This window comes from Janibacter sp. YB324 (assembly GCF_014217915.1).
Lineage (GTDB): Bacteria > Actinomycetota > Actinomycetes > Actinomycetales > Dermatophilaceae > Janibacter > Janibacter indicus.
Window position 1 is genome coordinate 1,112,708 of the sequence record NZ_CP060120.1, and the last position, 23,769, is coordinate 1,136,476.

Sequence of the window (23,769 nt, forward strand, 5' to 3'; positions counted from 1 at the left end):
CACGTCACGAGGACGAAGGGGGACAATGCGCCACATGACCGCGACGCCGACGACCGCGACGCCCACCGTGCTCACCGAGGCACTGCGCCGGGAGGGGGTCACCGACGCCCGCAACGACGCCCTGACGATCGGCATGTACGCCACAGACGCCGGGATCTACCGGGTCCCGCCGCGGGCGGTCGTCTTCCCGAGGCACACCGACGAGATCGCCGCGACCCTCTCGGTCGCCCGCGAGCTCGGCGTGCCGGTGACCACCCGCGGCGCCGGCACCTCGTGCGCGGGCAATGCCGTCGGTCCGGGCATCGTCATCGACACCGCCCGACACCTGGGGCGGGTCCTCGACGTCGACCGTGACAGCGCGACCGCGCTCGTCGAGGCCGGCACGGTGCACGCGACGCTGCAGGCCCGCGCCCGCGAGATCGGGCTGCGCTTCGGTCCCGACCCGAGCAGCCACAGCCGCTGCACCGTCGGCGGGATGATCGGCAACAACGCGTGCGGCAACCGCGCCCTGGGCTACGGGCGCACGAGCGACAACATCGTGGGCATGGAGCTGCTCACCGCGGCCGGCGCGACCCTGTCCGCGACGACGGGAGTGGCGGGCGGACCCCCTTCGCTCACCGGGGACGACGCCCTCGTCGCCCGCCTGACGCAGCTGGCCGACGACCACCTCGGCACGATCCGCACCCAGTTCGGCCGCTTCGGCCGACAGGTCTCCGGCTATGCCCTCGAGCACCTCGCGCCCGAGCGTGGTCGCGACATCGGCCGCATGCTCGTCGGCTCCGAGGGCACCCTCGCCGTCGTCACGCAGGCCCGGGTGCGTCTGGTCACCGACCCGGCCGCCACCTGCCTGGCCGTCCTCGGCTTCCCCGACATCTATGCCGCCGGCGACGTCGCCCACCAGCTGAGAGGGCTGGGCGCCGTTGCGGCAGAAGGCATCGACTCGCGCATCGTCGACATCGTGCGCCGCCGTCGCGGGCCGCACGCGGTCCCCGACCTGCCGCGCGGCGCCGCGTGGATGCTCGTCGAGGTGCCGGGGGAGGACCCCGCCGCGGCGCAGGCCGCCGCCGAGCGGGTCTGCCACGAGATCCCGCACACCGACTCGCTCGTCGTCACCGACCCCGGCCACGCCCGCTCGCTGTGGAAGATCCGCGAGGACGGCGCCGGCCTGTCCTCGCGCTCGCCCCGCGACCGACCCGCCCACGCGGGGTGGGAGGACGCGGCCGTGCCGCCGGAGCGGCTGGGCGACTATCTGCGCGACTTCGATGCTCTGCTCGACGCGCACGACGTGCAGGGCCTGCCCTACGGGCACTTCGGCGACGGCTGCCTGCACATCCGCCTCGACGTCGACCTCGACGCGCCCGACGCCACCGACCGCTACCGCCGTCTCGTCGAGGAGGCCGCCGACCTCGTGGCGTCCTACGGCGGGTCGCTCTCCGGGGAGCACGGTGACGGCCGGGCCCGCTCTGCACTGCTGCCGCGCATGTACGACGCCGAGACGATGGCGCTCTTCGGGGCGGTCAAGCACGCCCTCGACCCGACCAACCTGCTCAACCCCGGCGTCCTCGTCGACGCCGCACCCGTCGAGGCCGACATCCGCATCCCCGCCGCGCACAAGGTCACCGTGCCGCTGGCCTTCGGCTACGCAGGCGACGACGGCGACTTCAGCCAGGCCGTGCACCGCTGCACGGGTGTCGGCAAGTGTCGTGCGGTGGGCACGTCGAGCACCGTCATGTGCCCGAGCTACCTCGCGACGGGGGAGGAGAAGGACTCCACCCGCGGCCGCGCCCGGGCCCTGCAGGAGATGCTCAACGGCACGACGATCACCGACGGCTGGCGCTCGCCGGAGGTCCACGACGCGCTCGACCTCTGCCTGTCGTGCAAGGGCTGCGCCAGCGACTGCCCGACCGGCATCGACATGGCGACCTACAAGTCGGAGACCCTGCACCAGACCTACCGGGGCCGTATCCGCCCGCGCAGCCACTACTCGCTCGGCCGGCTGCCGCAGCTGGCCCGCGTCGCCTCGAAGCTCCCTCGGGTCGCCAACGCACTCACCTCCCTCCCCGGACTCAAGCGGGTGACCCTGCCCGCGGCGGGCGTCGACCCGCGGCGCAGCATCCCGACCTTCGCGCGGCAGACCTTCCGCGCCTGGGCCGCCGACGAGGGGCTCGTCGCCTCGGCCGCCCAGGCCGCCGCCACCGACCACCCCGTGGCGCTCTTCGTCGACTCCTTCACCGACCACTTCTCGCCGCAGGTCGGTCGGGCCACCGTGGCCGTGCTGCGCGAGGCGGGCTGTGCCCCCTTCGTCCCCGCCGAGGCGCTGTGCTGCGGCCTGACCTTCATCTCCACGGGGCAGCTCGACGCGGCGAAGAAGACCCTCACCGAGGCCGCGCACGTCCTCGCCCCGGTCGTCGCCGCCGGCATCCCCGTCGTCGGCATGGAGCCGAGCTGCACCGCTGCCCTGCGCCACGACCTGCCGGCCCTCGTCGACTCCGGCGCGGCCCGGCAGGTGGCCGGGGGAGTGCGGACCGTCGCCGAGGTGCTGACGAGCGCCATCGACGAAGGGCGCTGGGTCGCCCCCGACCTCACCGGCACCGAGATCGTCGCGCAGCCGCACTGCCACCACCACGCCGTGATGAGCTGGTCGGCCGACGAGGCGCTGCTCGCCAGGACCGGTGCCACGGTGACCCGGCTCGGCGGGTGCTGCGGGCTCGCCGGCAACTTCGGCGTCGAGCTGGGCCACTACGAGGTGTCGGTCAAGGTCGCCGAGCAGCAGCTGCTGCCGGCGATCGAGGCGGCCGGCCGCGAGACGGTCGTGCTCGCCGACGGGTTCTCCTGCCAGACGCAGATCGCCGACCTGTCGGAGCGGACCGGGGTCCACCTCGTGGAGTTGCTCGCCGGTCGGTGATCAGCCCACGACGGGGTCGCCATTAGGCTTGACCCCCATGTCCCCGCAACGCACCCCCGACGGTCCCCCGCCCCCGCCGCCGGTCCAGAAGCTGCGCATCCAGTACGCCCGTCGCGGCCGGCTGCGCTACTCCTCGACCCGTGACTTCGGGCGCGCCCTCGAGCGGGCCCTGCGTCGTGCGGGTGTCCCCATGGCCTACTCCGCGGGCTTCCACCCGCACCCCAAGATCTCCTACGCCAACGGCGCGGCCACCGGTGCCGCGAGCGAGGCGGAGTACTTCGAGATCTCGGTGACCGAGCGGGTCGACCCCGACGCACTCGGCCGGGCTCTCGACGCCGCCCTGCCCGACGGGCTCGACATCGTCGCGGTCGTCGACGCCGAGCCGGGGGCGCTGGCCGATCGGCTGCAGGCCAGCCGGTGGCTGCTGGAGTTCCCGGGCGTCGAGCTGGCCGATCTCGAGCGGGCGGTCGAGGGCTTCCTCGCCCAGGAGCGGGTCGAGGTCAGCCGGATGTTCAAGCGCGGGATGAAGTCCTACGACGCGCGCGAGCCCGTCATCCGGGCAGAGACCGGTCGCTCGGACGAGGGCTGTGCGATACTGACGATGGTCGTGCGGCACACCACACCTGCCGTTCGCCCCGACGACGTCCTCAGCGCGATCACCGCTGCCACCTCGTTCGCGCCGACGCGATCGCCCAAGGCGACGCGCCTGGCGCAGGGGATCTGGAGCAGCGAGACCGAGAGCGTGGCCGACCCTCTGGCCACCGACTGAGTCGTCGCCGGCCCTGACGGGGTGCCGCGCTGGGCGCGAGCCACGTCGAGGCAACACGGACCTTTCCGCGGGCGAGCGCCCGCCACGCCGCGCGGCGGCTGGACTGCACCCCCAGGGGTGCCGGTGTCGGGGTCCTGCCGCGGTGCAGGAGGTGCCACATGGCCACCGACAACGACCAGCCGGTCGACGAGAGCACGACCGAAGCCCCCGCAGCAGTCCCGAGCTTCGGACTGCTCTTCCAGCCCCCCGCCCCGGCCCCGGCCCCGGCCCGCCGACCGGCCCCCGAGCCGGCGGACGAGGACGACGAGTCGCCCGACGAGGACCACGACTCCGGCTCCGACTCCTCCGACGACGCCGACTCCGGCCAGGGCGAAGGGGGTCGCCGTCGCCGCCGCCGTGGTGGCCGCGGCCGCAACAACCGCACCGGCGACGAGGGCGACGGCGACCAGGACGGCTCCGACGACTCGGGTGACTCCCGTGACGAGCGAGGCGCCGACGAGTCCGACGACGAGGCCCGGGGCTCCGCCAAGAGCAAGGGCGGCAAGGGCCGCGGCAAGTCCAAGAAGTCGGCCGATGCGGACGAGTCCGGCGACGACGCCCAGGCCTCCGACGGCGCCGACTCCGAGCGCGACGACTCCTCCGACGACGACGGTGACTCCGACGACGAGGGCGGCGGCAGCGCCCGCCGGCGTCGCCGCCGTCGCCGTGGTGGCGGCGGGGGCAACGGCGGTCAGGAGGACCCGCCCGGGACCGTGACCAAGGTGCGCGAGTCGCGCCGCAACGAGCCCCAGGCGATCAAGGGCTCCACCCGCCTCGAGGCGAAGAAGCAGCGCCGCCGCGAGGGCCGCGAGGCCGGTCGACGCCGCACGATCATCACCGAGGCGGAGTTCCTCGCCCGTCGCGAGAGCGTCGAGCGGGTCATGGTCGTGCGCCAGCACGGTGACCGCACCCAGATCGGTGTCCTCGAGGACGGCGTGCTCGCCGAGCACTACGTCTCCCGCGAGACGACCTCGACCCTCGTCGGCAACGTCTACCTCGGCCGGGTGCAAAATGTGCTGCCCAGCATGGAGGCCGCCTTCATCGACATCGGCAAGGGCCGCAATGCGGTGCTCTACGCCGGTGAGGTCAACTGGGAGGCCCAGGGCGTCGGCAACGGCCAGGCCCGGCGGATCGAAAATGCGCTGTCCTCCGGCGACTCGGTCCTCGTCCAGGTGACCAAGGACCCGGTGGGCCACAAGGGTGCGCGCCTCACCTCGCAGATCTCGCTGCCCGGCCGCTACGTCGTCTACGTGCCCGAGGGCAGCATGACGGGCATCTCGCGCAAGCTGCCCGACACCGAGCGCTCCCGCCTCAAGGGGATCCTCAAGCAGGTCGTCCCGGACAGCGCGGGCGTCATCGTGCGCACCGCCGCGGAGGGGGCCTCCGAGGCCGAGCTGACCGCCGACGTCGAGCGGCTCACCAAGGCCTGGGACAAGATCAGCTCCACGGCCGAGTCGAAGAAGGGCAAGAAGGGCTCTGCCGGCGGCGCGCCCGTCCTGCTGCACGCCGAGCCGGACATGACCGTCCGGGTCATCCGCGACATCTTCAACGAGGACTTCGCCAAGATGGTCGTGGCCGGCGACGACGCCTGGCGCGAGATCAAGGGCTACGTCGACGACGTCGCGCCCGACCTGTCCGACCGTCTCGAGCGCTACACGGGTGAGGGCGACGTCTTCGCGGCGCACCGCATCGACGAGGCGATCGCCAAGGCGATGGACCGCAAGGTCTGGCTGCCCTCCGGCGGTTCGCTCGTCATCGACCGCACCGAGGCGATGACGGTCGTCGACGTCAACACCGGCAAGTTCACCGGGTCCGGGGGCAACCTCGAGGAGACGGTGACCAAGAACAACCTCGAAGCCGCCGAGGAGATCGTCCGGCAGCTGCGACTGCGCGACATCGGCGGCATCATCGTCGTCGACTTCATCGACATGGTCCTCGAGTCCAACCGCGACCTCGTCGTCCGGCGCCTCCTCGAGTGCCTCGGCCGTGACCGCACCAAGCACCAGGTCGCCGAGGTCACCTCGCTCGGCCTGGTCCAGATGACCCGCAAGCGGGTCGGCGCGGGCCTGATCGAGGTCTTCTCGCAGGAGTGCGAGCACTGCCACGGCCGCGGGATCATCGTCCACAGCGAGCCCGTCGCCCACGATCCCGGTGGTCACGCCGGCGGCAACCACGGCGGCAACGGCGGCGGTGGCGGCGGCAAGTCGCGTCGTGGCCGGTCGAAGGGGGACAAGGACACCTCCTCGCAGCGCCGGGAGCCGGTCGAGGAGCAGACCGACGCCAACGGCCGCACCGCGGCCCAGATCGCGGCGGCGGCCCACGCGGCGGCGATCAAGAACATCGCCGGCGAGGCCGGCGAGGACGACGTCGCCCGGCTCGAGCCCACGACGGTGGTCGAGCAGAGCGAGCCGGTCGAGCAGAGCGAGCCGGAGCCGCAGCAGGAGGCGCCCAAGCGACGCCGCGGTGGCCGCCGGGCCGCGTCCAGCGCCGGTGCCCCCGTCGCCCTCGAGCCCGTCGACCTCTCCGAGACCCCGGCCCCCGAGCCCGAGCCCGAGCCGCAGCCGGTCACGGCTCCCGCGCCGGAGCAGGCCGAGGAGACGCCGGCTCCGACGCGGCGTCGTGGCGGCCGCCGAGCAGCCTCGAGCGCCGGTGCGCCGGTGGCCCTGCAGGCCGTCGACCTCACCGCCCCGGCCGAGCCCACGGGCGCTCCGCTGACCAAGGTCGCGGGGGAGTCCGGCGAGGCTGCGACCACGCCGGTCGCCGACCCCGAGCCGTCCGCCCCGGCCCGTCGCAAGCGCAAGCGCGTGACCTCCGAGGCCGGCCCGCCCAAGGCCTGACCTCGCGACCGCAACCCCCTTCGCCGGTTTGTCCGGGGGAGGGGGTCGCCGGTAGTCTTGTCGCTTGGTGCGCCCACCGAGCGGACGCTGCATGCCTGACGGCATGCGGACTGTTGGCCGGTCAGACAGAGCGAGTGCGCCAGAGACAGAGAGTGAGTTCCCCCAGATGTACGCGATCGTTCGCGCCGGTGGCCGCCAGGAGAAGGTTTCCGTCGGCGACACCATCCTCATCAACTCGATCAAGGGCGAGGCCGGCGACAGCGTCGACCTGCAGCCGATCCTGCTCGTCGACGGTTCGTCCGTGACCAGCGACGCCGACAAGCTGGCCAAGGCCAGCGTCAAGGCCGAGGTCGTGGGTGCCGCCAAGGGCCCCAAGATCACGATCGTCAAGTACAAGAACAAGACGGGCTACCGCAAGCGTCAGGGTCACCGTCAGCCGCTGACCCAGCTGAAGATCACCGACATCAAGGCCTGAGCCTTCCTTCAACAGTTAGGAACCCACTGACATGTCCTCCAAGAAGGGTGTCTCCTCGTCCAAGAACGGCCGCGACTCCAACGCCCAGCGCCTCGGCGTGAAGCGCTACGGCGGCCAGCTCGTCGGCACCGGCGAGATCATCGTGCGCCAGCGCGGGACCCACTTCCACCCGGGCGACAACGTCGGCCGCGGTGGCGACGACACGCTGTTCGCCCTGGCGGACGGCGAGGTCCAGTTCGGCGCCAAGCGCGGCCGCAAGGTCGTCAGCGTCCTCCCGGCGGGTGCCGCCGGCTGACGCGAGCCACAGCGTGAGCGAAGGGGGCGGGTCGAGGTGACCTGCCCCCTTCGCCGTACCAGATCGAAGGAAAGGTGAGGTCGTGACGACCTTCGTGGACAGGGTCACCCTGCACGTCGAGGCGGGCCGGGGTGGCCATGGCGTCGCGTCCGTGCACCGGGAGAAGTTCAAGCCGCTCGGTGGCCCGGACGGAGGCAACGGCGGGCACGGCGGCGACGTCGTCCTCGTCGTCGACCCCCAGGTCACGACCCTGCTGGACTACCACCGCAGCCCGCACCGACGCGCGACCAACGGCGCGCCCGGTGCCGGCGACGAGCGCAACGGCGCCAACGGTGAGGACCTCGTCCTGCCCGTGCCGGCCGGCACCGTCGTCACCAACCGTGCCGGTGATGTCCTCGCCGACCTCGTCACGCCCGGCACCCGCTTCGTCGCCGCCGAGGGCGGTCGCGGTGGGCTGGGCAACAAGGCCCTGTCGAGCCAGCGGCGCAAGGCGCCCGGCTTCGCCCTCCTCGGTGAGCCGGGGGAGTCCAGCGACGTCGTCCTCGAGCTGAAGTCGCTCGCCGACGTCGCGCTCATCGGCTTCCCGAGCGCCGGCAAGTCCTCGCTCGTCTCGGTGCTCTCGGCGGCCCGCCCCAAGATCGCCGACTACCCCTTCACCACGCTCGTGCCCAACCTCGGCGTCGTCACCGCCGGCGACGTGCGCTACACCGTCGCCGACGTCCCGGGCCTGATCCCCGGCGCGAGCGAAGGGCGTGGCCTGGGCCTGGAGTTCCTGCGGCACGTGGAGCGCTGCTCGGTGCTCGTCCACGTCATCGACTGCGCCACGCTCGAGCCGGGCCGTGACCCGATGAGCGACCTCGACGTCATCGAGGCCGAGCTGTCGGCCTATGTCGCCGACGAGACCCTGGGCGGGCGCCCGCTGTCCGAGCGCACCCGCATCGTCGTGCTCAACAAGGCCGACGTGCCCGACGCGCTCGACCTGGCCGACATGGTCAAGGCCGACCTCGAGGAGCGCGGCCTGGAGGTCTTCATCGTCTCCGCCGTCGCCCACACCGGCCTGAAGGAGCTGACCTTCGCGATGGCCCGCCACGTGACGGCCGCCCGCGAGGAGTCGGCCGTCGAGGTCGCACCGCAGCGGGTCGTGCTGCGCCCCAAGGCCGTCGACGACGCCGGCTTCGTCGTGCGCCGCGAGGGCGGCTCCGACGGCGAGGTCTTCCGTGTCCTCGGCGCCAAGGTCACCCGCTGGGTGCACCAGACCGACTTCGCCAACGACGAGGCCGTCGGCTACCTGGCCGACCGCCTCAACCGTGCGGGTGTCGAGGAGGAGCTGACCAAGGCCGGTGCGGTCGCCGGCTCCACCGTGCTCATCGGCCCCGAGGACGACGCGGTCGTCTTCGACTGGGAGCCCACCCTCGTCGGTGGCGCCGAGCTCCTCGGTGGCCGCGGCACCGACCTGCGTCTGGAGGACAACACCCGCCGGACGACGCAGGAGCGTCGCGAGCAGTTCCACGCGCGCAAGGACGCCCAGACCGCGGCGCGCGAGGACCTGCGCACCGAGCGCGAGGCCGGGCACTGGACCGAGGAGGACTGATGGGCAGCGATGCCCGGCAGGCGATTGCCCGGGCCCGGCGCATCGTCGTCAAGGTCGGCTCGTCGTCGCTGACGAGCGCCGCCGGGGGAGAGCTCGACCTCGCCCGGCTCGCCGCCCTGGTCAACGCCCTGTCCGCGCGCCGCAGCGAGGGCACCGAGGTCGTCCTCGTCTCGTCGGGCGCCATCGCCGCCGGCATCGGGCCGCTCGGCATGGACACCCGCCCGAACGACCTGGCCCGTCAGCAGGCCGCGGCGAGCGTCGGGCAGGGGGTGCTGCTCTCGGCCTACGACAGGGCCTTCGGCCGGCACGGGCACACCATCGGGCTCGTCCTGCTCACCGTCGACGACATCACCCGCCGCACGAGCTACACCAACGCCAAGCGCACCTTCGACTCCCTGCTCGACCTCGGGGTGCTGCCGATCGTCAACGAGAACGACACGGTCGCGACCCACGAGGTGCGCTTCGGCGACAACGATCGCCTGGCCGCCCTCGTCGCCCAGCTGGTCGGCGCCGACGGGCTCGTCCTGCTCACCGACGTCGACGCGCTCTACACCGCCAAGCCCGGCACCCCCGGCGCCGAGCGGGTCGCGGAGGTCGGCGACCCCGCCGAGCTGGCGTCGATCTCCATCGGTGGCACCGGGTCGGCCGTCGGGTCCGGCGGCATGACGACCAAGGTCGAGGCCGCGACCATCGCCGGGGCGGCTGGCATCCCGACGGTGCTCACCTCCGCCGACAACGTCACGGCGGCCCTCGCCGGCGAGGACATCGGCACCGCCTTCCGCCCGCAGCGGCGCAGCCGTGGATCGCGCGCGCTGTGGCTGGCGCACGCCACGACGCCCCGGGGCTCGGTCCAGATCGACGAGGGGGCCGTGACCGCCCTGCGCGAGCGCGGCCGCTCGCTCCTGCCGGCCGGCATCACCGGGGTCACGGGGTCCTTCGTCGACGGTGACCCGGTCGACGTCGTCGGTCCCGACGGCGCCGTCATCGCCCGCGGCCTCGTCAACTACACCTCGGGCGAGCTGCCGCACCTCATGGGCCGCGGCACCAAGGACCTCGCCAAGGAGATCGGCCCGCAGTACGAGCGCGAGGTCATCCACCGCGACCACCTCGCGCTCCTGTGAGCGTCAGCGCACCCGCGTGACCTCGAACTGCATGCGCGGGTGGGCGTAGGCCTCCTGCGCCTGCACCAGCTGCAGCTCGCGCCGACCCGAGTCGAGCGTGAGCTGCAGCAGGTCGAAGACGGCGGAGACCGTGGCACCGAGCGCCTGCTGCAGGTCGCGGCTGCGCAGCCAGTGGCTCGTGAAGAGCGCGGCCGTGACGTCGCCGGAGCCATTGGCCTTGAGCGGCAGGTGGGGGGTGCGCACGATCCACGCCTCGTCCTCGTGGCAGGCGAGCATCTCGATCGTGCCCTCGGGCCGGTCGGGGCGCAGCACCGAGGTGACGAGGATGGTGCTGGGCCCCATCGCGCGGGCGGCGTCGACGGAGGCGAGGGTCTCCTCGAGCGTCTCCGGCTCGGTCCCGGTGAGGAAGCCCAGCTCGAACTGGTTGGGCGTGATGAGGTCGGCCTGCGGGACGACCTGCTCGCGCAGCAGCACGGGGATCGACTCGTGGACGAAGCAACCGGACTTGGCATTGCCCATCACCGGGTCGCAGGCGTAGATCGCCTCGGGGTTGGCGGCCTTGACCGCCGCGACGGCCTCGAGGATCGTCGCGCCGATGCCCTCGCCGCCCTGGTAGCCGGAGAGGACCGCGTCGACCTCGGCGAAGGCCTCACGCTCGCCGATCCCGGTGATGACGTCGGCGACGTCGGCCGGGTCCATCAGCGGACCCCGCCACGCGCCGTAGCCGGTGTGGTTGGAGAAGTTGACGGTGTGCACCGGCCAGACCTCGACACCGAGGCGCTGCATGGGGAAGACAGAAGCGGAGTTGCCGACGTGGCCGTAGGCGACGTGGGACTGGATCGACAGAATCGTGGTCACCCCGGCATCATCGCATCGCCCGGTCGTAGCCTGTGAACATGACGGACAGCATCGCCACGGTCACGGACCTCGCCGAGCGGGCCCGCGTCGCCTCCCGCACCCTCGCCCTGCTCACCCGCGCCGATAAGGACGCCGCCCTGCTCGCGCTCGCGGACGCGGTCGATGCCGCCACCGACGACGTCGTCGCGGCCAATGCCGAGGACCTGCAGCGCGGGCGCGAAGGGGGGATGGCCACCGGCCTCCTCGACCGCCTGACCCTCGACGCCGACCGCGTCGCGGCCGTCGCCGACGCGCTGCGCGACCTCGCGGGCCTGCCCGACCCCGTCGGTGAGGTGGTGCGTGGCTCGACGCTGGCCAACGGCCTGCAGATCCGCCAGGTGCGGGTGCCGATGGGCGTCGTCGGGATGATCTACGAGGCCCGCCCCAATGTCACCGTCGATGCCGCCGGCCTCGGCCTGAAGTCCGGCAACGCGATGATCCTGCGCGGCGGCTCCGCGGCGGCGAGCACCAACCGGGCCCTGGTCGCCGCCCTTCGCTCGGCCCTGACGGCGCACGGGCTACCGGCCGACGCCGTCCAGCTCCTCGAGGGCGACCACGACGCGGTCAAGGCGCTGATGACCGCCCGCGGGCTGGTCGACCTGCTCATCCCGCGCGGGGGAGCGGGCCTGATCCAGGCCGTCGTCACCGAGTCGACGGTGCCCGTCATCGAGACCGGTGTGGGCAACTGCCACGTCTACGTCGACGCGGCCGCCGACCCTGACAAGGCGCTCGCGATCGTGCTCAACGCCAAGACGCACCGCCCGAGCGTGTGCAATGCCGCCGAGTCGCTGCTCGTCCACCGTTCCGTCGCCGCCGACGTCCTCCCGGACGTGCTGCGCGACCTCGCCGGCGCCGGCGTCGTCCTCCACGGCGACGACGCCACCCGCGAGCACGCCCCTGACGGGGTGGTCGTCGAGCCGGCGACCGACGAGGACTTCGACACCGAGTACCTTGCTCTCGAGATGTCGGTCGCGGTCGTCGACGACCTCGACGCGGCACTGGAGCACGTGCGACGCCACGGCAGCGGGCACACCGAGGCGATCGTCACCGAGGACCGGGCCGCGGCCCGCCGGTGGACCGCCGAGGTCGACGCCGCGGCCGTCCTCGTCAACGCCTCGACCCGCTTCACCGACGGTGGGGAGTTCGGCTTCGGTGCCGAGATCGGCATCTCGACGCAGAAGCTGCACGCACGCGGCCCGATGGCGCTGCCGGAGCTGACGACAACCAAGTGGGTCGTCGAGGGCGACGGGCAGATCCGGGGCTGACCCCCCTTCGCCCGGACGTGCCGAGGGCCCTCCCCCCGACGCGGGGAAGGGCCCTCGACCGTTGTCCGTGGCACGCCCCGTGGGGTCCTGCGGCGACTGCAGCACGACGCCGGGCGCGGGGCCGCGACGTCGCGGTGACACGTGGACCAGGAGGCGCCGACGCCGCTCGAGTCGCCTGAGCCCGACGCGGAGCCTCCCCCGTGCCAGACGTGCGGACGTCGTTATCCCTGTGGTCCTGCCGGCCGCCGTGAAGCAGCCGCGGTGTGGTGACTGTTCTACGCGGGGTCGGTGGCCCTCGGCAACGTCAGGAGTGACGCATCGGTGAGCGGCTGCCACCCACAGCCTCATCCACAGGCAGAGGGCGCTCTCCACGCCTTGTCCCACAGGCCTGTGGATGACGTCGGTGGACAACAGCCGGGTAGCATGGACCCATGCTGAGTTCCTTCGTCTCCCTCGCCGCAGAGACCGGCCACCACAACGAGCTGCCGGTCGCGCCCTGGGTCTACGGCCTCTTCGCCCTGCTGATCTTCTCGATGATGCTGGCCGCCCTCTTCGCCTTCCGGCAGGCCGCGACCAAGATCCCGACCGCCGACAACACCGTCGCCCACGACGACCACGGGCCCGAGGCCGGGGACCACCACTGAGCAAGCGGCTCGGCGTGATGGGTGGGACCTTCGACCCCATCCACCACGGTCACCTCGTCGCAGCGAGCGAGGCGGCTTCGCGCTTCGGGCTCGACGAGGTCGTCTTCGTGCCTACGGGTGAGCCCTGGCAGAAGGCGGACAAGCAGGTCAGCCCCGCCGAGCACCGCTACCTGATGACGGTCGTCGCGACGGCGTCCAACCCCCGCTTCACCGTCAGCCGGGTCGACATCGACCGGGAGGGCCCGACCTACACGATCGACACCCTGCGCGACCTGCGCGAGCAGCGGCCCGACGACGAGCTGTTCTTCATCACCGGCGCCGATGCGCTCGCGCAGATCCTGTCGTGGAAGGACGTCGGCGAGCTGTGGGATCTCGCCCACTTCATCGGGGTCACGCGCCCCGGCTACCACCTCAGCGAGACCGGGCTGCCGGACGACAAGGTGACCCTCCAGGAGGTGCCCGCCATGGCGATCTCCTCCACCGACTGCCGCCAGCGGGTCGCCGACGGCGACCCGGTCTGGTACCTCGTGCCCGACGGGGTCGTGCAGTACATCAACAAGTACGAGCTCTACACCGACGACCGGGAGTGACCGACACACCGTGGTAGCCACCCAGCAGGCCATCGACCTCGCGACCATCGCCGCACACGCTGCGGCCGACAAGCTCGCGACCACCATCACCGGGCTCGACGTGTCCGGGCAGATGCCCCTCACCGACATCTTCCTCATCGTCTCGGCCGACAACGAGCGCCAGGTCCAGGCGATCGTCGACGCCGTCGAGGAGGCCATGCGCGAGCAGGCCCAGATCAAGCCCCTGCGGCGCGAGGGCAACGGCCCCGGCCGGTGGGTCCTCATCGACTTCGGTGACGTGGTCGTGCACGCCCAGCACGACGACGAAAAGGACTTCTACGACCTCGAGCGCCTCTGGCGCGACTGCCCGCACCTGGACCTCGGTGTCGTGGGCTCGCAGCAGTCCGACGAGCGGTGACCGAGGCGAAGGGGGAGCCCCGTCGCCTCGTCGTGCTGCGTCACGGCCAGACGGTCTCCAACCTCAAGGGCATCTGGCAGGGGCACCTCGACCACGAGCTGACCGACCTCGGCCGTGAGCAGGCCGCGGCTGCGGCCCGGGCCATCGCCTCCCTTCGCCCGACGCGGATCGTCACCTCCGACCTCTCCCGGGCCCACGACACCGCGCTGGCCGTCGCCGCCGCGAGCGGTGACATCGACGTGGCCGTCGACGAGCGCTGGCGCGAGATCCATGCCGGCGCCTGGCAGGGGCTGACGGCCGCGGAGGTCGGCGAGCAGTACCCGCTCGACGCCGAGCGGCTCGTGAGCGGCGAGGACTTCAAGCGGGGTGGCCACGGCGAGTCGCTCGCCGAGCTCGCCCAGCGGGTGCGCCCGGCCATCGACGAGCTCGTCGACGGCATGGGCCCGGGCGAGACCGTCGTCGTCGCGACCCACGGCGTGACCGGTCGTACCGTCGTCGCCGAGCTCGTCGGCCTCGAGCAGCAGACCGCCTGGCGGGTGCTCGGGGGCTTCGGCAACTGCCACTGGGCGGTCGTGGAGCAGGGGCGCTCCGGCTGGCGGATCACCCAGTGGAATGCCTCCGCCGAGGGCCTGTGAGTCAGGCGCGAGGCTCGATTTGGAAAAGCGGGGGTGCGTAGGGTTAAACTCTCGCAGTCCCCTTCGGGGGAACCCACTCGGGGCTGTAGCGCAGTTGGTAGCGCACCTCCATGGCATGGAGGGGGTCAGGGGTTCGAATCCCCTCAGCTCCACCCGGCAGTCAGAAGGCCCGGATCGCATCGCGGTCCGGGCCTTCTGCATGTCACGGCGCCCTCTAGCGTGTGCCCATGCCGATCGAGACGAGCCGCCCGGTCGCGGCCGGTGTCGTCACGGCGCTCGTCGGCTTCACGAGCGCCTTCGTCGTCGTCCTGCAAGGCCTGACCGCCGTCGGGGCGACCCACGCGCAGGCCGCCAGCGGGCTGCTGGCCGTGACGATCCTCATGGGCCTGAGCTCGGTCGTCCTCTCCCTGACGACCCGACTGCCGATCACCGTGGCGTGGTCCACGCCCGGAGCCGCGCTGCTCGCCTCCACCGGGGCGGTCGACGGGGGCTGGCCGGCGGCGGTCGGGGCCTTCGTCGTCACCGGCGTCCTCGTCCTCGCCACGGGACTCGTGCCGGCCCTCGGATCGCTCATCACCCGGATCCCCGCCTCGGTGGCGCAGGCGATGCTCGCCGGCATCGTCATGCAGCTGTGCCTCGGGCCGGTGACGGGCATGGCCGCCAACCCGTGGGCCGTGGGACCCCTCGTGCTCGTGTGGCTCCTCGCGCTGCGCTTCCTGCCCCGGTGGGCCTCACCCCTCGCCTTCGTCGCTGCAGCCGTCGTCATCGTCGTCCACCTCACGTCGGTGGGAACGCCCATGGACGCCGCGGCCCTCGTGCCGCGACTGGAGCTGACCGCGCCCGCCTTCACCATCGGGGGACTGGTGGGCATCGCCCTCCCGCTTTACCTCGTGACGATGGCCTCGCAGAATGTCCCGGGCATGGCGGTGATGCGCGGCTTCGGCTACGAGGTGCCGTGGCAGCGCTCGATGCTCGTCACCGGTGTCGGCACGATCGTCGGCGCACCGGCAGGCGGTCACGGCATCAACCTCGCGGCGATCAGTGCTGCTCTCGCGGCCGGTCCGGAGGCCGGGGAGGACACCTCGCGTCGCTGGATCGCCAGCGTGACCTCTGGCGTGCTCCTCGTCCCGATCGGCATCGCCTCCGCGGCCTTCGCCACCCTTGTCTCCCTGGCCCCCGAGGGTGTCGTCCCGGCCGTCGCCGGGCTGGCTCTCGTGGGGACGCTCGCGGTCTCGCTCAGGGCAGCCCTCGCCGAGCCCGCGGACCACGTCCCGGCTGTCACCACCTTCGTCATGGCCGCCTCGGGGATTGCCATCGCCGGCATCAACGCCGCCTTCTGGGCCATCGTCGTGGGCCTGGTCGTCAGGGGTGTCTTGCGCTCGCACCGCGCGCGTGCATGATGAGGGGGTGAGCACCGTCCACACGATCGGTCACTCGACCCGCCCCATCGACGAGTTCATCGCGCGGCTGCGCGGGCTCGGCATCACGCGTGTCGTGGACATCCGCACCGTGCCCAAGTCGCGGCACAACCCGCAGTACTGGCACGACGCGCTCGAGGCGTCCCTGGCGCAGGCGGGTCTCGGCTACACGTACGTCAAGGAGCTGGGCGGACTGCGCAAGCGCCGACCGGACTCGGTCAACACGCAGTGGCGCAACGCATCCTTCCAGGGCTACGCCGACCACATGGGCACCGAGGAGTTCGAGCGGGGTCTGACCCGGCTGCTGGAGATCGCCGAGGAGGAGTCGCCGGTCATCATGTGTGCCGAGGCAGTGCCGTGGCGCTGCCACCGCTCGCTCGTCGGTGACGCGCTGCTCGTGCGGGGCGTCACCGTCCTGGACATCATCGGGGACGGCGCGCCCAAGGAGCACACGCTGACCTCCTTCGCCGTCGTCGACGGCACCCGTCTGACCTACCCGGGCACCGCCGACGAAGGAGTGAGCCTCGACGAGGAGTGAGGCTCAGCGGGCCTGCGAGTGGTACTCGTGGTTGGGGACCATGCCCAGAGCGCTCGAGACGCGGTTGGTCATGTTGAACATCCCGATCACCTGGACCGCCTCGAGGATCTCGTGGTCGTCCAGACCGGCCTCGCGCATCGGCTCCAGGTCGGCGGCCTCCACCGACCCCGGGGCCGTGGTGAGCAGCTCGGCGTACTCCGCCATCGCCCGCTGACGATCGCTCAGCTCGGCCTGGCGCCAGTTGACGGCGACGAGGTCGGCCATCACCGGGTCGCCCGAGTACTCGCGCAGGGCTGCTCCGTGGGAGACGGCGCAGTAGGTGCACTGGTTGATGCCGCTGACGACGACCGCGATGAGCTCGCGCTCGGCATTGCTCAGGTGGCCCTCCTTGTTGACCAGGAGGTTGAAGTACTTCCACCACGCCTCGAACTGGGCGCCGTTGAGCGCCTGTGCACGAAAGACATTGGGGATGAAGCCGAAGGCCTCCTTGGACTTCGTCCACAGGCGCTGCACGCCCTCGGGCACGTCGTCGACGTCGGGGACACGGAGGAAGGAGGTCGCACGCTGTTGTTGACCCATGACGGCAACGTACCGGCTCCGTGAGGGTGCACGATGGGAGGGGCACATCCCCCCGTCGAAGGAGTCGTCATGGAATCGCTGTCGTTGACCGAGCTGGCGCAGGAGCACCTGGGCAAGGCGCGAGAGGGGTCCGCGGGGCGCAGCGCCGTGACGGTCCACGGGCACCATGACTTCGTCCTGCGCCAGACGCTCATCGCCCTGCTGCAGGACAAGGCCCTCGCCGAGCACGACAGTCCGCGGGAGGCGACGCTGCAGGTCCTGCAGGGTCGGGTGCGGCTGACCGCCGGGGAGGAGACCTGGGAGGGCGGCGCGGGCGAGCTGCTCATCCTCCCGCCAGCCCGTCACGACCTGCTGGCACTGGAGGACGCCGTCGTGCTGCTGAGCGTCGGCACCGGGGCGTGACTCCTGCTCGCACGCTCGTCGCCCTCGGCGCGCTGGGTGTCGTCCTCGGTGGACTCGTCGCGGCCGTCACCGGGCCGATGGACTGGGCGAAGGGGAGCTGGGCTGCGGCCTATCTCGTACTCGTCGTCGGTGTGGCCCAGTACGTCATGGGTCGGTTGCGAGCGGTCGACGCCACGAGTGACCGGGTCGGTTGGGTGCAGGTGGCCGGGTGGAACCTCGGCAGCCTCCTGGTCATCGGCGGCACCCTCGTCACGACTCCGCTGCTCGTCGACCTCGGGTCGGTGCTGCTCGTCGTCGCCCTGGTCCTCGCACTGCGAGCACGAGTCGCACGAGTGCCGGCAGCGGCCGCGCTGGCCTACCGCGCGATGCTGCTGATGCTCGCTGTGAGCATCCCCGTCGGCATCGTGCTGTCCCACCTGCGCGGCTGAGCGACGCGCGGCAGACCGTCAGCGGATCCCGAAGAGCCGAGCAGCATTGTCGTGCAACACCTTGCGCTCCCAGTCCTCGCCCAAGCCAAGCCGGCGGACCGCGTCCACCGCGTGCTCGTAAGGGTAGGGGATGTTGGGGAAGTCGCTGCCGAAGAGCACCCGGTCGCCGAGCGCGACGAGGTCGTCCATGCGCTCGCGGGGGAAGGGTGACGTGGCCTGGGTGAAGTCCGTGAAGGCCATCGTCGTGTCGAGGTGCACATCGGGGTGCTCGGCGCAGATGTCGAGGAAGTCGCCGTAGTCGGGCATGCCCATGTGGGCGATGACGAGCACGAGACCCGGGTGGCGCTGCAGCAGGTCCCGGACGGACTCCGGCCCCCGTGAAGCGGCCGGGTGCCGGGCCGTTGCCCGCGTGCATGACGATCGGGGTGCGGCTGCGCTCCAGCACCGGCCACACGTCGTCCAGGAGCGGGTCGGCCAGCGAGTAGTCACCGACCTGCACGTGCGCCTTGAAGATCCGCGCACCCGCCTCGATCGCGGCCGCCGTGTAGTCCGCGGCACCGGGCTCGGGGTAGAAGGTCGCGGAGTGCAGGACGTCGTCGTGCTTGGCCGCGAACTCGCTCGACCAGTCGTTGAGCCACTGCGCCATCGCGGGGCGGTGGGCGTAGTTCAGCGAGGTGAAGGCGCGCACACCCAGCGCCCGCAGGGCAGCCAGGCGGCCCCCTTCGTCCTCGCGGTAGGTGATCGGCCACGGCCGCCCGATGAGGGGCCCGGCCGAGTCGAAGTAGGCCCACACCTTGTCCAGCACCCGCTGGGGCATGAAGTGGGTGTGGATGTCAATGATCTCCGGGAGATCGGGCGCGCTCATGGCCACACCCTAGGCACTAGGTTGCGGGCATGGAGCTGAGGGGACGACGCGGGTGGTGGGCCCTGGGGGGCGTCGTGGCGCTCGCCGTTATCGCGGTCGGGGCACCCAACGTCTGGGTCGCGCGCAGCGCGTCGGGGCAGGTCCACGGGCTCGCCGACGCACCCGACCGCTCGGTGGCGATAGTCCTCGGTGCCGGGCTGACCGAGGAGGGCCGGCCCACCCCCTTCCTCGAGGGTCGGCTGGACATCGCTCGTCGGTTGTACGAGCAGGGCAGCGTCGACGCGATCCTCGTCAGCGGCGACAACCGGACGCACTCCTACGACGAGCCGACCGCCATGCGCGACCACCTCGTCGAGGCGGGTGTCCCGACCGACCGGGTCGTCATGGACTTCGCCGGGCGCGACACCTACGACACCTGCGTGCGGGCCAAGCGGATCTTCGAGGTCCCCGACGCGATCATCGTCTCGCAGAGCTACCACGTGCCCCGCGCGGTCGCGGTCTGCAACGCCATCGGCCTGGACACGGTCGGGGTGGGGGACGACAGCGCGCGCCGCTTCGCCGGCCCTTACCGCGCGGGCGAGCAGCGCGAGTACCTCGCCAACGTCAAGGCGGCGCTCGACGTGCTCAGCCGTCGCGACCCCGTCCTCGGGGACGTGGAGCCCGGCATCACCGATGCGCTGGCGCAGGCCCGGACGGACGACAAGTAGTCTGAAGCCCGATCGTCAACCCCGGGAGAAGCACCACAGATGAGCGAGACGCCCTACCGCTACACCGCGGAGATGGCCGGTCGGATCGAGACCGGCTGGCAGGACCGGTGGGAGGAGCTCGGGACCTTCCGCGCGCCCAACCCCGGCGGCCCGTGGGCCGAGCCGGAGCGCGTGCGCGAGCACGACGGCCACATGCTCGTCCTCGACATGTTCCCCTACCCCTCGGGCGCCGGCCTGCACGTCGGGCACCCGCTCGGCTACATCGCGACCGACGTCTACGCCCGCTACCAGCGGATGCTCGGCAAGAACGTGCTGCACTGCCTGGGCTACGACGCCTTCGGCCTGCCCGCCGAGCAGTTCGCCGTGCAGACCGGTCAGCACCCGCGGGTGACGACCGAGGCCAACATGGCGACGATGAAGCGCCAGCTGCGCCGCCTCGGCCTCGGCCACGACGACCGGCGCGCCTTCGCGACGATCGACCCCGACTACTACCGCTGGACGCAGTGGATCTTCAGCCAGATCTTCAATGCCTGGTACGACGAGGAGGCCGTGCGGCCCGACGGCGGCCTAGGTCGGGCCCGGCCGATCGCGGAGCTCGTCGCGTCCTTCGAGTCCGGTGAGCGCCCCTTGCCGAAGGGGGAGACCCGCACCTGGTCGCAGCTGTCGGCCAAGGAGCGCTCCGACGTCCTCGACGAGTACCGCCTCGTCTACACCAGCCACGCGCCGGTCAACTGGGCGCCGGGCCTGGGCACCGTCCTGGCCAACGAGGAGGTCACCTCCGACGGGCGCTCCGAGCGCGGCAACTACCCGGTCTTCAAGGCCGACCTGCGGCAGTGGATGATGCGCATCACCGCCTATGCTGACCGCCTCGCCGACGACCTCGACCGCGTCGACTGGCCGGACAAGGTCAAGGCGATGCAGCGCAACTGGATCGGCCGCAGCGAGGGCGCGCAGGTGGCCTTCACCGCGACGGGTGCTGACGGCACCGAGCACCCGATCGAGGTCTTCACGACCCGCCCCGACACCCTCTTCGGCGCGACCTTCATGGTCCTGGCGCCGGAGCACCCGCTCGTGGACTCCCTCGTCCCGCAGGGCGGTTGGCCCGAGGGCACCCTCGACGCGTGGACCGGTGGCGCGGACACCCCCTTCGCCGCCGTGTCGGCCTATCGCGACGCCGCCAGCCGCAAGAGCGACGTCGAGCGCCAGATCGAGACCAAGGACAAGACCGGTGTCTTCACCGGCGGCTGGGCGACCAACCCGGTCAACGGCGCACGCATCCCGGTCTTCATCGCCGACTACGTCCTCATGGGCTACGGCACCGGCGCGATCATGGCCGTGCCGTCGGGCGACCAGCGCGACTTCGACTACGCGACCGCCTTCGGCCTCGACATCGTGCCGACCGTGCAGGCACCCGAGGGGCACGAGGGTGCCTGGGGTGGCGACGGGGCGATCATCAACTCGACCAACGACTCCATCTCCCTCGACGGCATGTCGGTCACCGAGGGCAAGGCCGCGATCACCACCTGGCTCGAGGAGCGGGGCGTCGGCCGCGGCACGGTCAACTACAAGCTGCGCGACTGGCTCTTCTCCCGACAGCGCTACTGGGGCGAGCCCTTCCCGATCGTCTTCGACGAGGACGGCGTGGCGCACTCCGTGCCCGACTCGATGCTGCCCGTCGAGCTGCCGGAGGTCGACGACTACAGCCCGCGCACCTTCGACCCCGACGACGCGAGCAGCGAGCCCGAGCCGCCGCTCGGGCGGGCCACCGACTGGGTCGAGGTCGAGCTCGACCTCGGCGACGGCCCGAAGATCTACCGCCGCGAGACCAACACGATGCCCAACTGGGCCGGCTCGTGCTGGTACCACCTGCGTTACCTCGACCCGGCCAACTCCGAGGCGCTCGTCGACCCGACCAACGAGGCCTACTGGGTCGGCCCCCGCGACGAGGCCGTGCCCGGCGCCCCCGCCGGCACCCGTGACCCGGGCGGCGTCGACCTCTACATCGGTGGCGTCGAGCACGCGGTCCTGCACCTGCTCTATGCCCGCTTCTGGCAGAAGGTGCTCTTCGACCTCGGCCACGTGACCAGCGAGGAGCCCTTCCGCAAGTACTTCTCGCAGGGCTACATCCAGGCGCACGCCTACCGCGACCACCGCGGCCAGCCGGTGCCGGCCGGCGAGGTCGAGGAGCACGTCGGCGACGACGGCGAGACGAGCTTCACCTGGCAGGGCCAGCCGGTCACCCAGGAGTACGGCAAGATCGGCAAGTCGCTGAAGAACGCCGTCAGCCCGGACGAGATGTACGAGATGTTCGGTGCCGACACCTTCCGCGTCTACGAGATGTCGCTCGGCCCGCTCGAGCAGTCCAAGCCGTGGGAGACGCGTGCCGTCGTCGGCAGCCAGCGCTTCCTGCAGCGCCTGTGGCGCAATGTCGTCGACGAGGAGAGCGGCGAGGTGCGGGTCACCGACGACGCGCTCGACGCCGACACCGAGCGCCTTCTCCACCAGACGATCGCGGCGGTGAGCCAGGACTACGGCTCGCTGGGCTTCAACACCGCCATCGCCCGGCTCATCGAACTCAACAACGCGCTGACCAAGCTCGACGCGGTGCCGCGTGCGGCGATCGAGCCGCTCGTGCTCATGGTGGCACCGGTCGCCCCGCACCTGGCCGAGGAGCTGTGGTCGCGCCTGGGCCACCCGGACTCGCTCGCGCACGAGGACTTCCCCGTGGCCGACCCGAGCAAGATGGTCGAGGCGAGCGTCACCTGCGTCATCCAGATCAAGGGCAAGGTCCGCGACCGCGTCGAGGTCCCCGCCGACATCAGCGAGGAGGACCTGCGCGAGCTCGCCCTGGCACGCGACAAGATCGTGGCCGCGACCGAGGGCGGCGTCCGCACGGTCATCGTGCGGGCGCCCAAGCTGGTCAACGTCGTGCCCGTCTAGCTCCTGACGCGTTCTACCTGATGCGCACGGGGTGCTCGGAGAGGATCGACACCCGGTTGAAGGCGTTCATCGTCACCGCGGCCCACTCGACCGCGGCGAAGGGCTCGTCGCCCAGCAGCGACCGGGCGGCGGTGAGGGCCTCGCCGCGCACGTGCGGGTCGGGCAGGGTCGTCGTCGCCTCGGCGACGTCGAGGACGGCGCACTCGACGCTGTCGAAGAGCGTCGAGTCGCGCCACGCGGGCAGCTGCGCGAGCTTCTGCAGCGTGGCGCCGGCCTCGGTCGCCTGCCGGGTGTGCAGGTCGAGGCAGAAGGAGCAGCCGTTGAGCTGCGAGATGCGCACGTTCATCAGCTCGACGGTCTCGCGCTCGAGGCCGGCGGCCTCGGCCGCGGCGGAGACCTTGAGCGCGAGGGCGTTGAGGGCCTTCCACGCCTCGGGCAGGGACCTGTCGAGGTAGGGCAGTCGGTCGGTGTCGGCCATGACCACAGGCTAGGGCTCTGAGTATTCTCGGCCTGTGAGTACCGCCGTCATCACCGACTCGACCGCCACGCTGCCCGCGGCGATCGTCGCCGAGCACGGCATCCGGGTCGTCCCGCTGCAGCTGGTCATCGACGGTGGCGAGCGGATCGAGGGCGACGGCGCCGATGGCTCCGTCGTCGTCGACGCGCTGCACCGCAAGGCGGAGATCAGCACCTCCCGGCCGTCACCGGCGACCTTCCTGCGGGCCTACGAGCAGGCGGCGAAGGGGGGCGCCGACGCCATCGTCTCGCTCCACCTGAGCGGTGGTCTGTCGGGGACGATCGAGGCGGCCCGGGCGGCGGCGGACGAGGCACCGGTGCCGGTGCGGGTCGTCGACTCGCGCTCCGTGGGCATGGGCCTGGGCTTCGCCGCCATCGGGGCCGCGCGGGATGCGGCGGCCGGGCGGGAGCTGCCGGAGCTCGTCGAGCGCGCCGAGCTGCGGTGCGGGGCCACGAGCGTGCGACTGGTCGTGCACTCGCTCGACCGGCTGCACCGGGGCGGCCGGATCGGTGGGGCCAGGGCGCTCCTGGGCTCCGCCCTGGCGATCAAGCCGGTGCTGCACATGGTCGACGGGCACGTCGAGCCGCTCGAGCGGGTGCGCACGGCGGGCCGCGCCATCGCCCGGCTCCAGGAGCTGACGGTGGCCGAGTGCGAGGCGCTGCCCGACTGGGCCGACGGCGTCGAGGTCGGGGTGCACCACCTCGACGCGGCCACCCGGGCCGAGCCGCTCGCCGCCGCCCTGGCCGAGCGCATCGAGGGGCCCGTCGAGCTGGCGCCGATGAGCGCCGTCATCGGCGCGCACGTCGGGCTGGGCACCATCGGGGTCGTCGTCAGCCCGAGACCGCGCTGATCCACAGGCCGACGGCCTGAAGGGGGTTCGTCCACAGACTGCCGCACCCGGGGTCCGCGCAGCGC

General features: G+C 72.1%; 23 protein-coding genes and 1 tRNA gene. 20 read left to right on the forward strand and 4 right to left on the reverse strand.

Annotation, left to right across the window (positions count from 1 at the left end):
- Positions 1–34: 34 nt before the first annotated feature.
- From H7A72_RS05445 to proB, 7 genes are all read left to right on the forward strand, one after another.
- Positions 35–2,905, forward strand: a complete 2,871-nt coding sequence (locus H7A72_RS05445; protein ID WP_185221887.1) for an FAD-binding and (Fe-S)-binding domain-containing protein — start codon at positions 35–37, stop codon at positions 2,903–2,905.
- Positions 2,906–2,942: 37 nt separating this feature from the next.
- The gene (locus H7A72_RS05450) at positions 2,943–3,674 is read left to right on the forward strand and encodes a TIGR03936 family radical SAM-associated protein (protein WP_185221888.1); all 732 of its coding nucleotides are present in this window, start codon (positions 2,943–2,945) and stop codon (positions 3,672–3,674) included.
- A gap of 158 nt (positions 3,675–3,832) precedes the next feature.
- Entirely contained in the window at positions 3,833–6,550 is a 2,718-nt protein-coding gene (locus tag H7A72_RS05455) for an Rne/Rng family ribonuclease (RefSeq protein ID WP_185221889.1), read from the forward strand.
- Positions 6,551–6,716: 166 nt separating this feature from the next.
- Entirely contained in the window at positions 6,717–7,025 is a 309-nt protein-coding gene (gene rplU, locus H7A72_RS05460; RefSeq protein WP_072624223.1) for a 50S ribosomal protein L21, read from the forward strand.
- 31 nt (positions 7,026–7,056) lie between these two features.
- Positions 7,057–7,320 (forward strand): 50S ribosomal protein L27, encoded by a 264-nt coding sequence (gene rpmA / locus H7A72_RS05465; RefSeq protein WP_072624224.1) that lies wholly within the window; start codon positions 7,057–7,059, stop codon positions 7,318–7,320.
- An 82-nt stretch (positions 7,321–7,402) separates the two neighbouring features.
- Positions 7,403–8,911 (forward strand): GTPase ObgE, encoded by a 1,509-nt coding sequence (gene obgE, locus H7A72_RS05470; RefSeq protein ID WP_185221890.1) that lies wholly within the window; start codon positions 7,403–7,405, stop codon positions 8,909–8,911.
- On the forward strand, positions 8,911–10,032 hold the full coding sequence (gene proB, locus H7A72_RS05475) for a glutamate 5-kinase (protein WP_185221891.1): 1,122 nt from the start codon (positions 8,911–8,913) through the stop codon (positions 10,030–10,032). Before obgE ends, proB begins: the two co-directional genes overlap by 1 nt.
- 3 nt (positions 10,033–10,035) lie before the next feature.
- Here the strand turns inward: proB and pdxY are convergent, their stop codons facing one another.
- Entirely contained in the window at positions 10,036–10,890 is an 855-nt protein-coding gene (pdxY, locus tag H7A72_RS05480) for a pyridoxal kinase PdxY (protein ID WP_072624227.1), read from the reverse strand.
- Between the two features lie 38 nt (positions 10,891–10,928).
- Here pdxY and H7A72_RS05485 point away from each other — a divergent pair, with 38 nt between their 5' ends.
- The 8 genes from H7A72_RS05485 to H7A72_RS05520 all read left to right on the forward strand — a co-directional run bounded on the left by H7A72_RS05485 (position 10,929) and on the right by H7A72_RS05520 (position 16,416).
- Positions 10,929–12,194: a glutamate-5-semialdehyde dehydrogenase gene (locus tag H7A72_RS05485; RefSeq protein ID WP_185221892.1), complete on the forward strand. Its 1,266-nt coding sequence runs from the start codon at positions 10,929–10,931 to the stop codon at positions 12,192–12,194.
- A gap of 431 nt (positions 12,195–12,625) precedes the next feature.
- Complete coding sequence (locus tag H7A72_RS05490) at positions 12,626–12,838, forward strand: hypothetical protein (protein ID WP_084449562.1); 213 nt, start codon at positions 12,626–12,628, stop codon at positions 12,836–12,838.
- Positions 12,835–13,428 (forward strand): nicotinate-nucleotide adenylyltransferase, encoded by a 594-nt coding sequence (nadD, locus tag H7A72_RS05495; RefSeq protein WP_084449563.1) that lies wholly within the window; start codon positions 12,835–12,837, stop codon positions 13,426–13,428. The genes H7A72_RS05490 and nadD overlap by 4 nt, the downstream gene beginning before the upstream one ends.
- Before the next feature lie 10 nt (positions 13,429–13,438).
- Positions 13,439–13,825: a ribosome silencing factor gene (gene rsfS, locus H7A72_RS05500; protein ID WP_072624230.1), complete on the forward strand. Its 387-nt coding sequence runs from the start codon at positions 13,439–13,441 to the stop codon at positions 13,823–13,825.
- Entirely contained in the window at positions 13,822–14,460 is a 639-nt protein-coding gene (locus H7A72_RS05505; RefSeq protein ID WP_185221894.1) for a histidine phosphatase family protein, read from the forward strand. Before rsfS ends, H7A72_RS05505 begins: the two co-directional genes overlap by 4 nt.
- Before the next feature lie 79 nt (positions 14,461–14,539).
- Positions 14,540–14,612 (forward strand) — tRNA-Ala (locus tag H7A72_RS05510).
- Between the two features lie 75 nt (positions 14,613–14,687).
- Positions 14,688–15,860, forward strand: coding sequence for a benzoate/H(+) symporter BenE family transporter (locus H7A72_RS05515; protein WP_185221895.1), 1,173 nt, complete (start codon positions 14,688–14,690; stop codon positions 15,858–15,860).
- Positions 15,861–15,867: 7 nt separating this feature from the next.
- Positions 15,868–16,416 (forward strand): DUF488 family protein, encoded by a 549-nt coding sequence (locus H7A72_RS05520; protein ID WP_007925414.1) that lies wholly within the window; start codon positions 15,868–15,870, stop codon positions 16,414–16,416.
- Positions 16,417–16,419: 3 nt separating this feature from the next.
- Here H7A72_RS05520 and H7A72_RS05525 read toward each other — a convergent pair whose 3' ends face one another.
- Complete coding sequence (locus H7A72_RS05525) at positions 16,420–16,995, reverse strand: peroxidase-related enzyme (protein WP_084449567.1); 576 nt, start codon at positions 16,993–16,995, stop codon at positions 16,420–16,422.
- A gap of 69 nt (positions 16,996–17,064) precedes the next feature.
- Here H7A72_RS05525 and H7A72_RS05530 point away from each other — a divergent pair, with 69 nt between their 5' ends.
- Complete coding sequence (locus H7A72_RS05530; RefSeq protein ID WP_084449568.1) at positions 17,065–17,397, forward strand: cupin domain-containing protein; 333 nt, start codon at positions 17,065–17,067, stop codon at positions 17,395–17,397.
- A complete protein-coding gene (locus H7A72_RS05535) occupies positions 17,394–17,825 on the forward strand; it encodes a hypothetical protein (RefSeq protein ID WP_084449569.1) in 432 nt (143 codons plus the stop codon). Before H7A72_RS05530 ends, H7A72_RS05535 begins: the two co-directional genes overlap by 4 nt.
- 18 nt (positions 17,826–17,843) lie before the next feature.
- Here the strand turns inward: H7A72_RS05535 and H7A72_RS17085 are convergent, their stop codons facing one another.
- On the reverse strand, positions 17,844–18,155 hold the full coding sequence (locus H7A72_RS17085) for an amidohydrolase family protein (RefSeq protein ID WP_223277790.1): 312 nt from the start codon (positions 18,153–18,155) through the stop codon (positions 17,844–17,846).
- Positions 18,156–18,719: 564 nt separating this feature from the next.
- On the opposite strand from H7A72_RS17085, the gene H7A72_RS05545 reads away from it, so the two are divergent.
- Together H7A72_RS05545 and leuS are read left to right on the forward strand one after the other, a co-directional pair.
- Positions 18,720–19,397, forward strand: a complete 678-nt coding sequence (locus H7A72_RS05545; protein ID WP_084449571.1) for a vancomycin high temperature exclusion protein — start codon at positions 18,720–18,722, stop codon at positions 19,395–19,397.
- Between the two features lie 39 nt (positions 19,398–19,436).
- On the forward strand, positions 19,437–22,337 hold the full coding sequence (gene leuS, locus H7A72_RS05550) for a leucine--tRNA ligase (RefSeq protein WP_185221896.1): 2,901 nt from the start codon (positions 19,437–19,439) through the stop codon (positions 22,335–22,337).
- Between the two features lie 13 nt (positions 22,338–22,350).
- Here the strand turns inward: leuS and H7A72_RS05555 are convergent, their stop codons facing one another.
- Entirely contained in the window at positions 22,351–22,815 is a 465-nt protein-coding gene (locus tag H7A72_RS05555; RefSeq protein WP_185221897.1) for a carboxymuconolactone decarboxylase family protein, read from the reverse strand.
- Positions 22,816–22,849: 34 nt separating this feature from the next.
- Here H7A72_RS05555 and H7A72_RS05560 point away from each other — a divergent pair, with 34 nt between their 5' ends.
- The gene (locus H7A72_RS05560) at positions 22,850–23,704 is read left to right on the forward strand and encodes a DegV family protein (protein ID WP_185221898.1); all 855 of its coding nucleotides are present in this window, start codon (positions 22,850–22,852) and stop codon (positions 23,702–23,704) included.
- Positions 23,705–23,769: the final 65 nt, after the last annotated feature.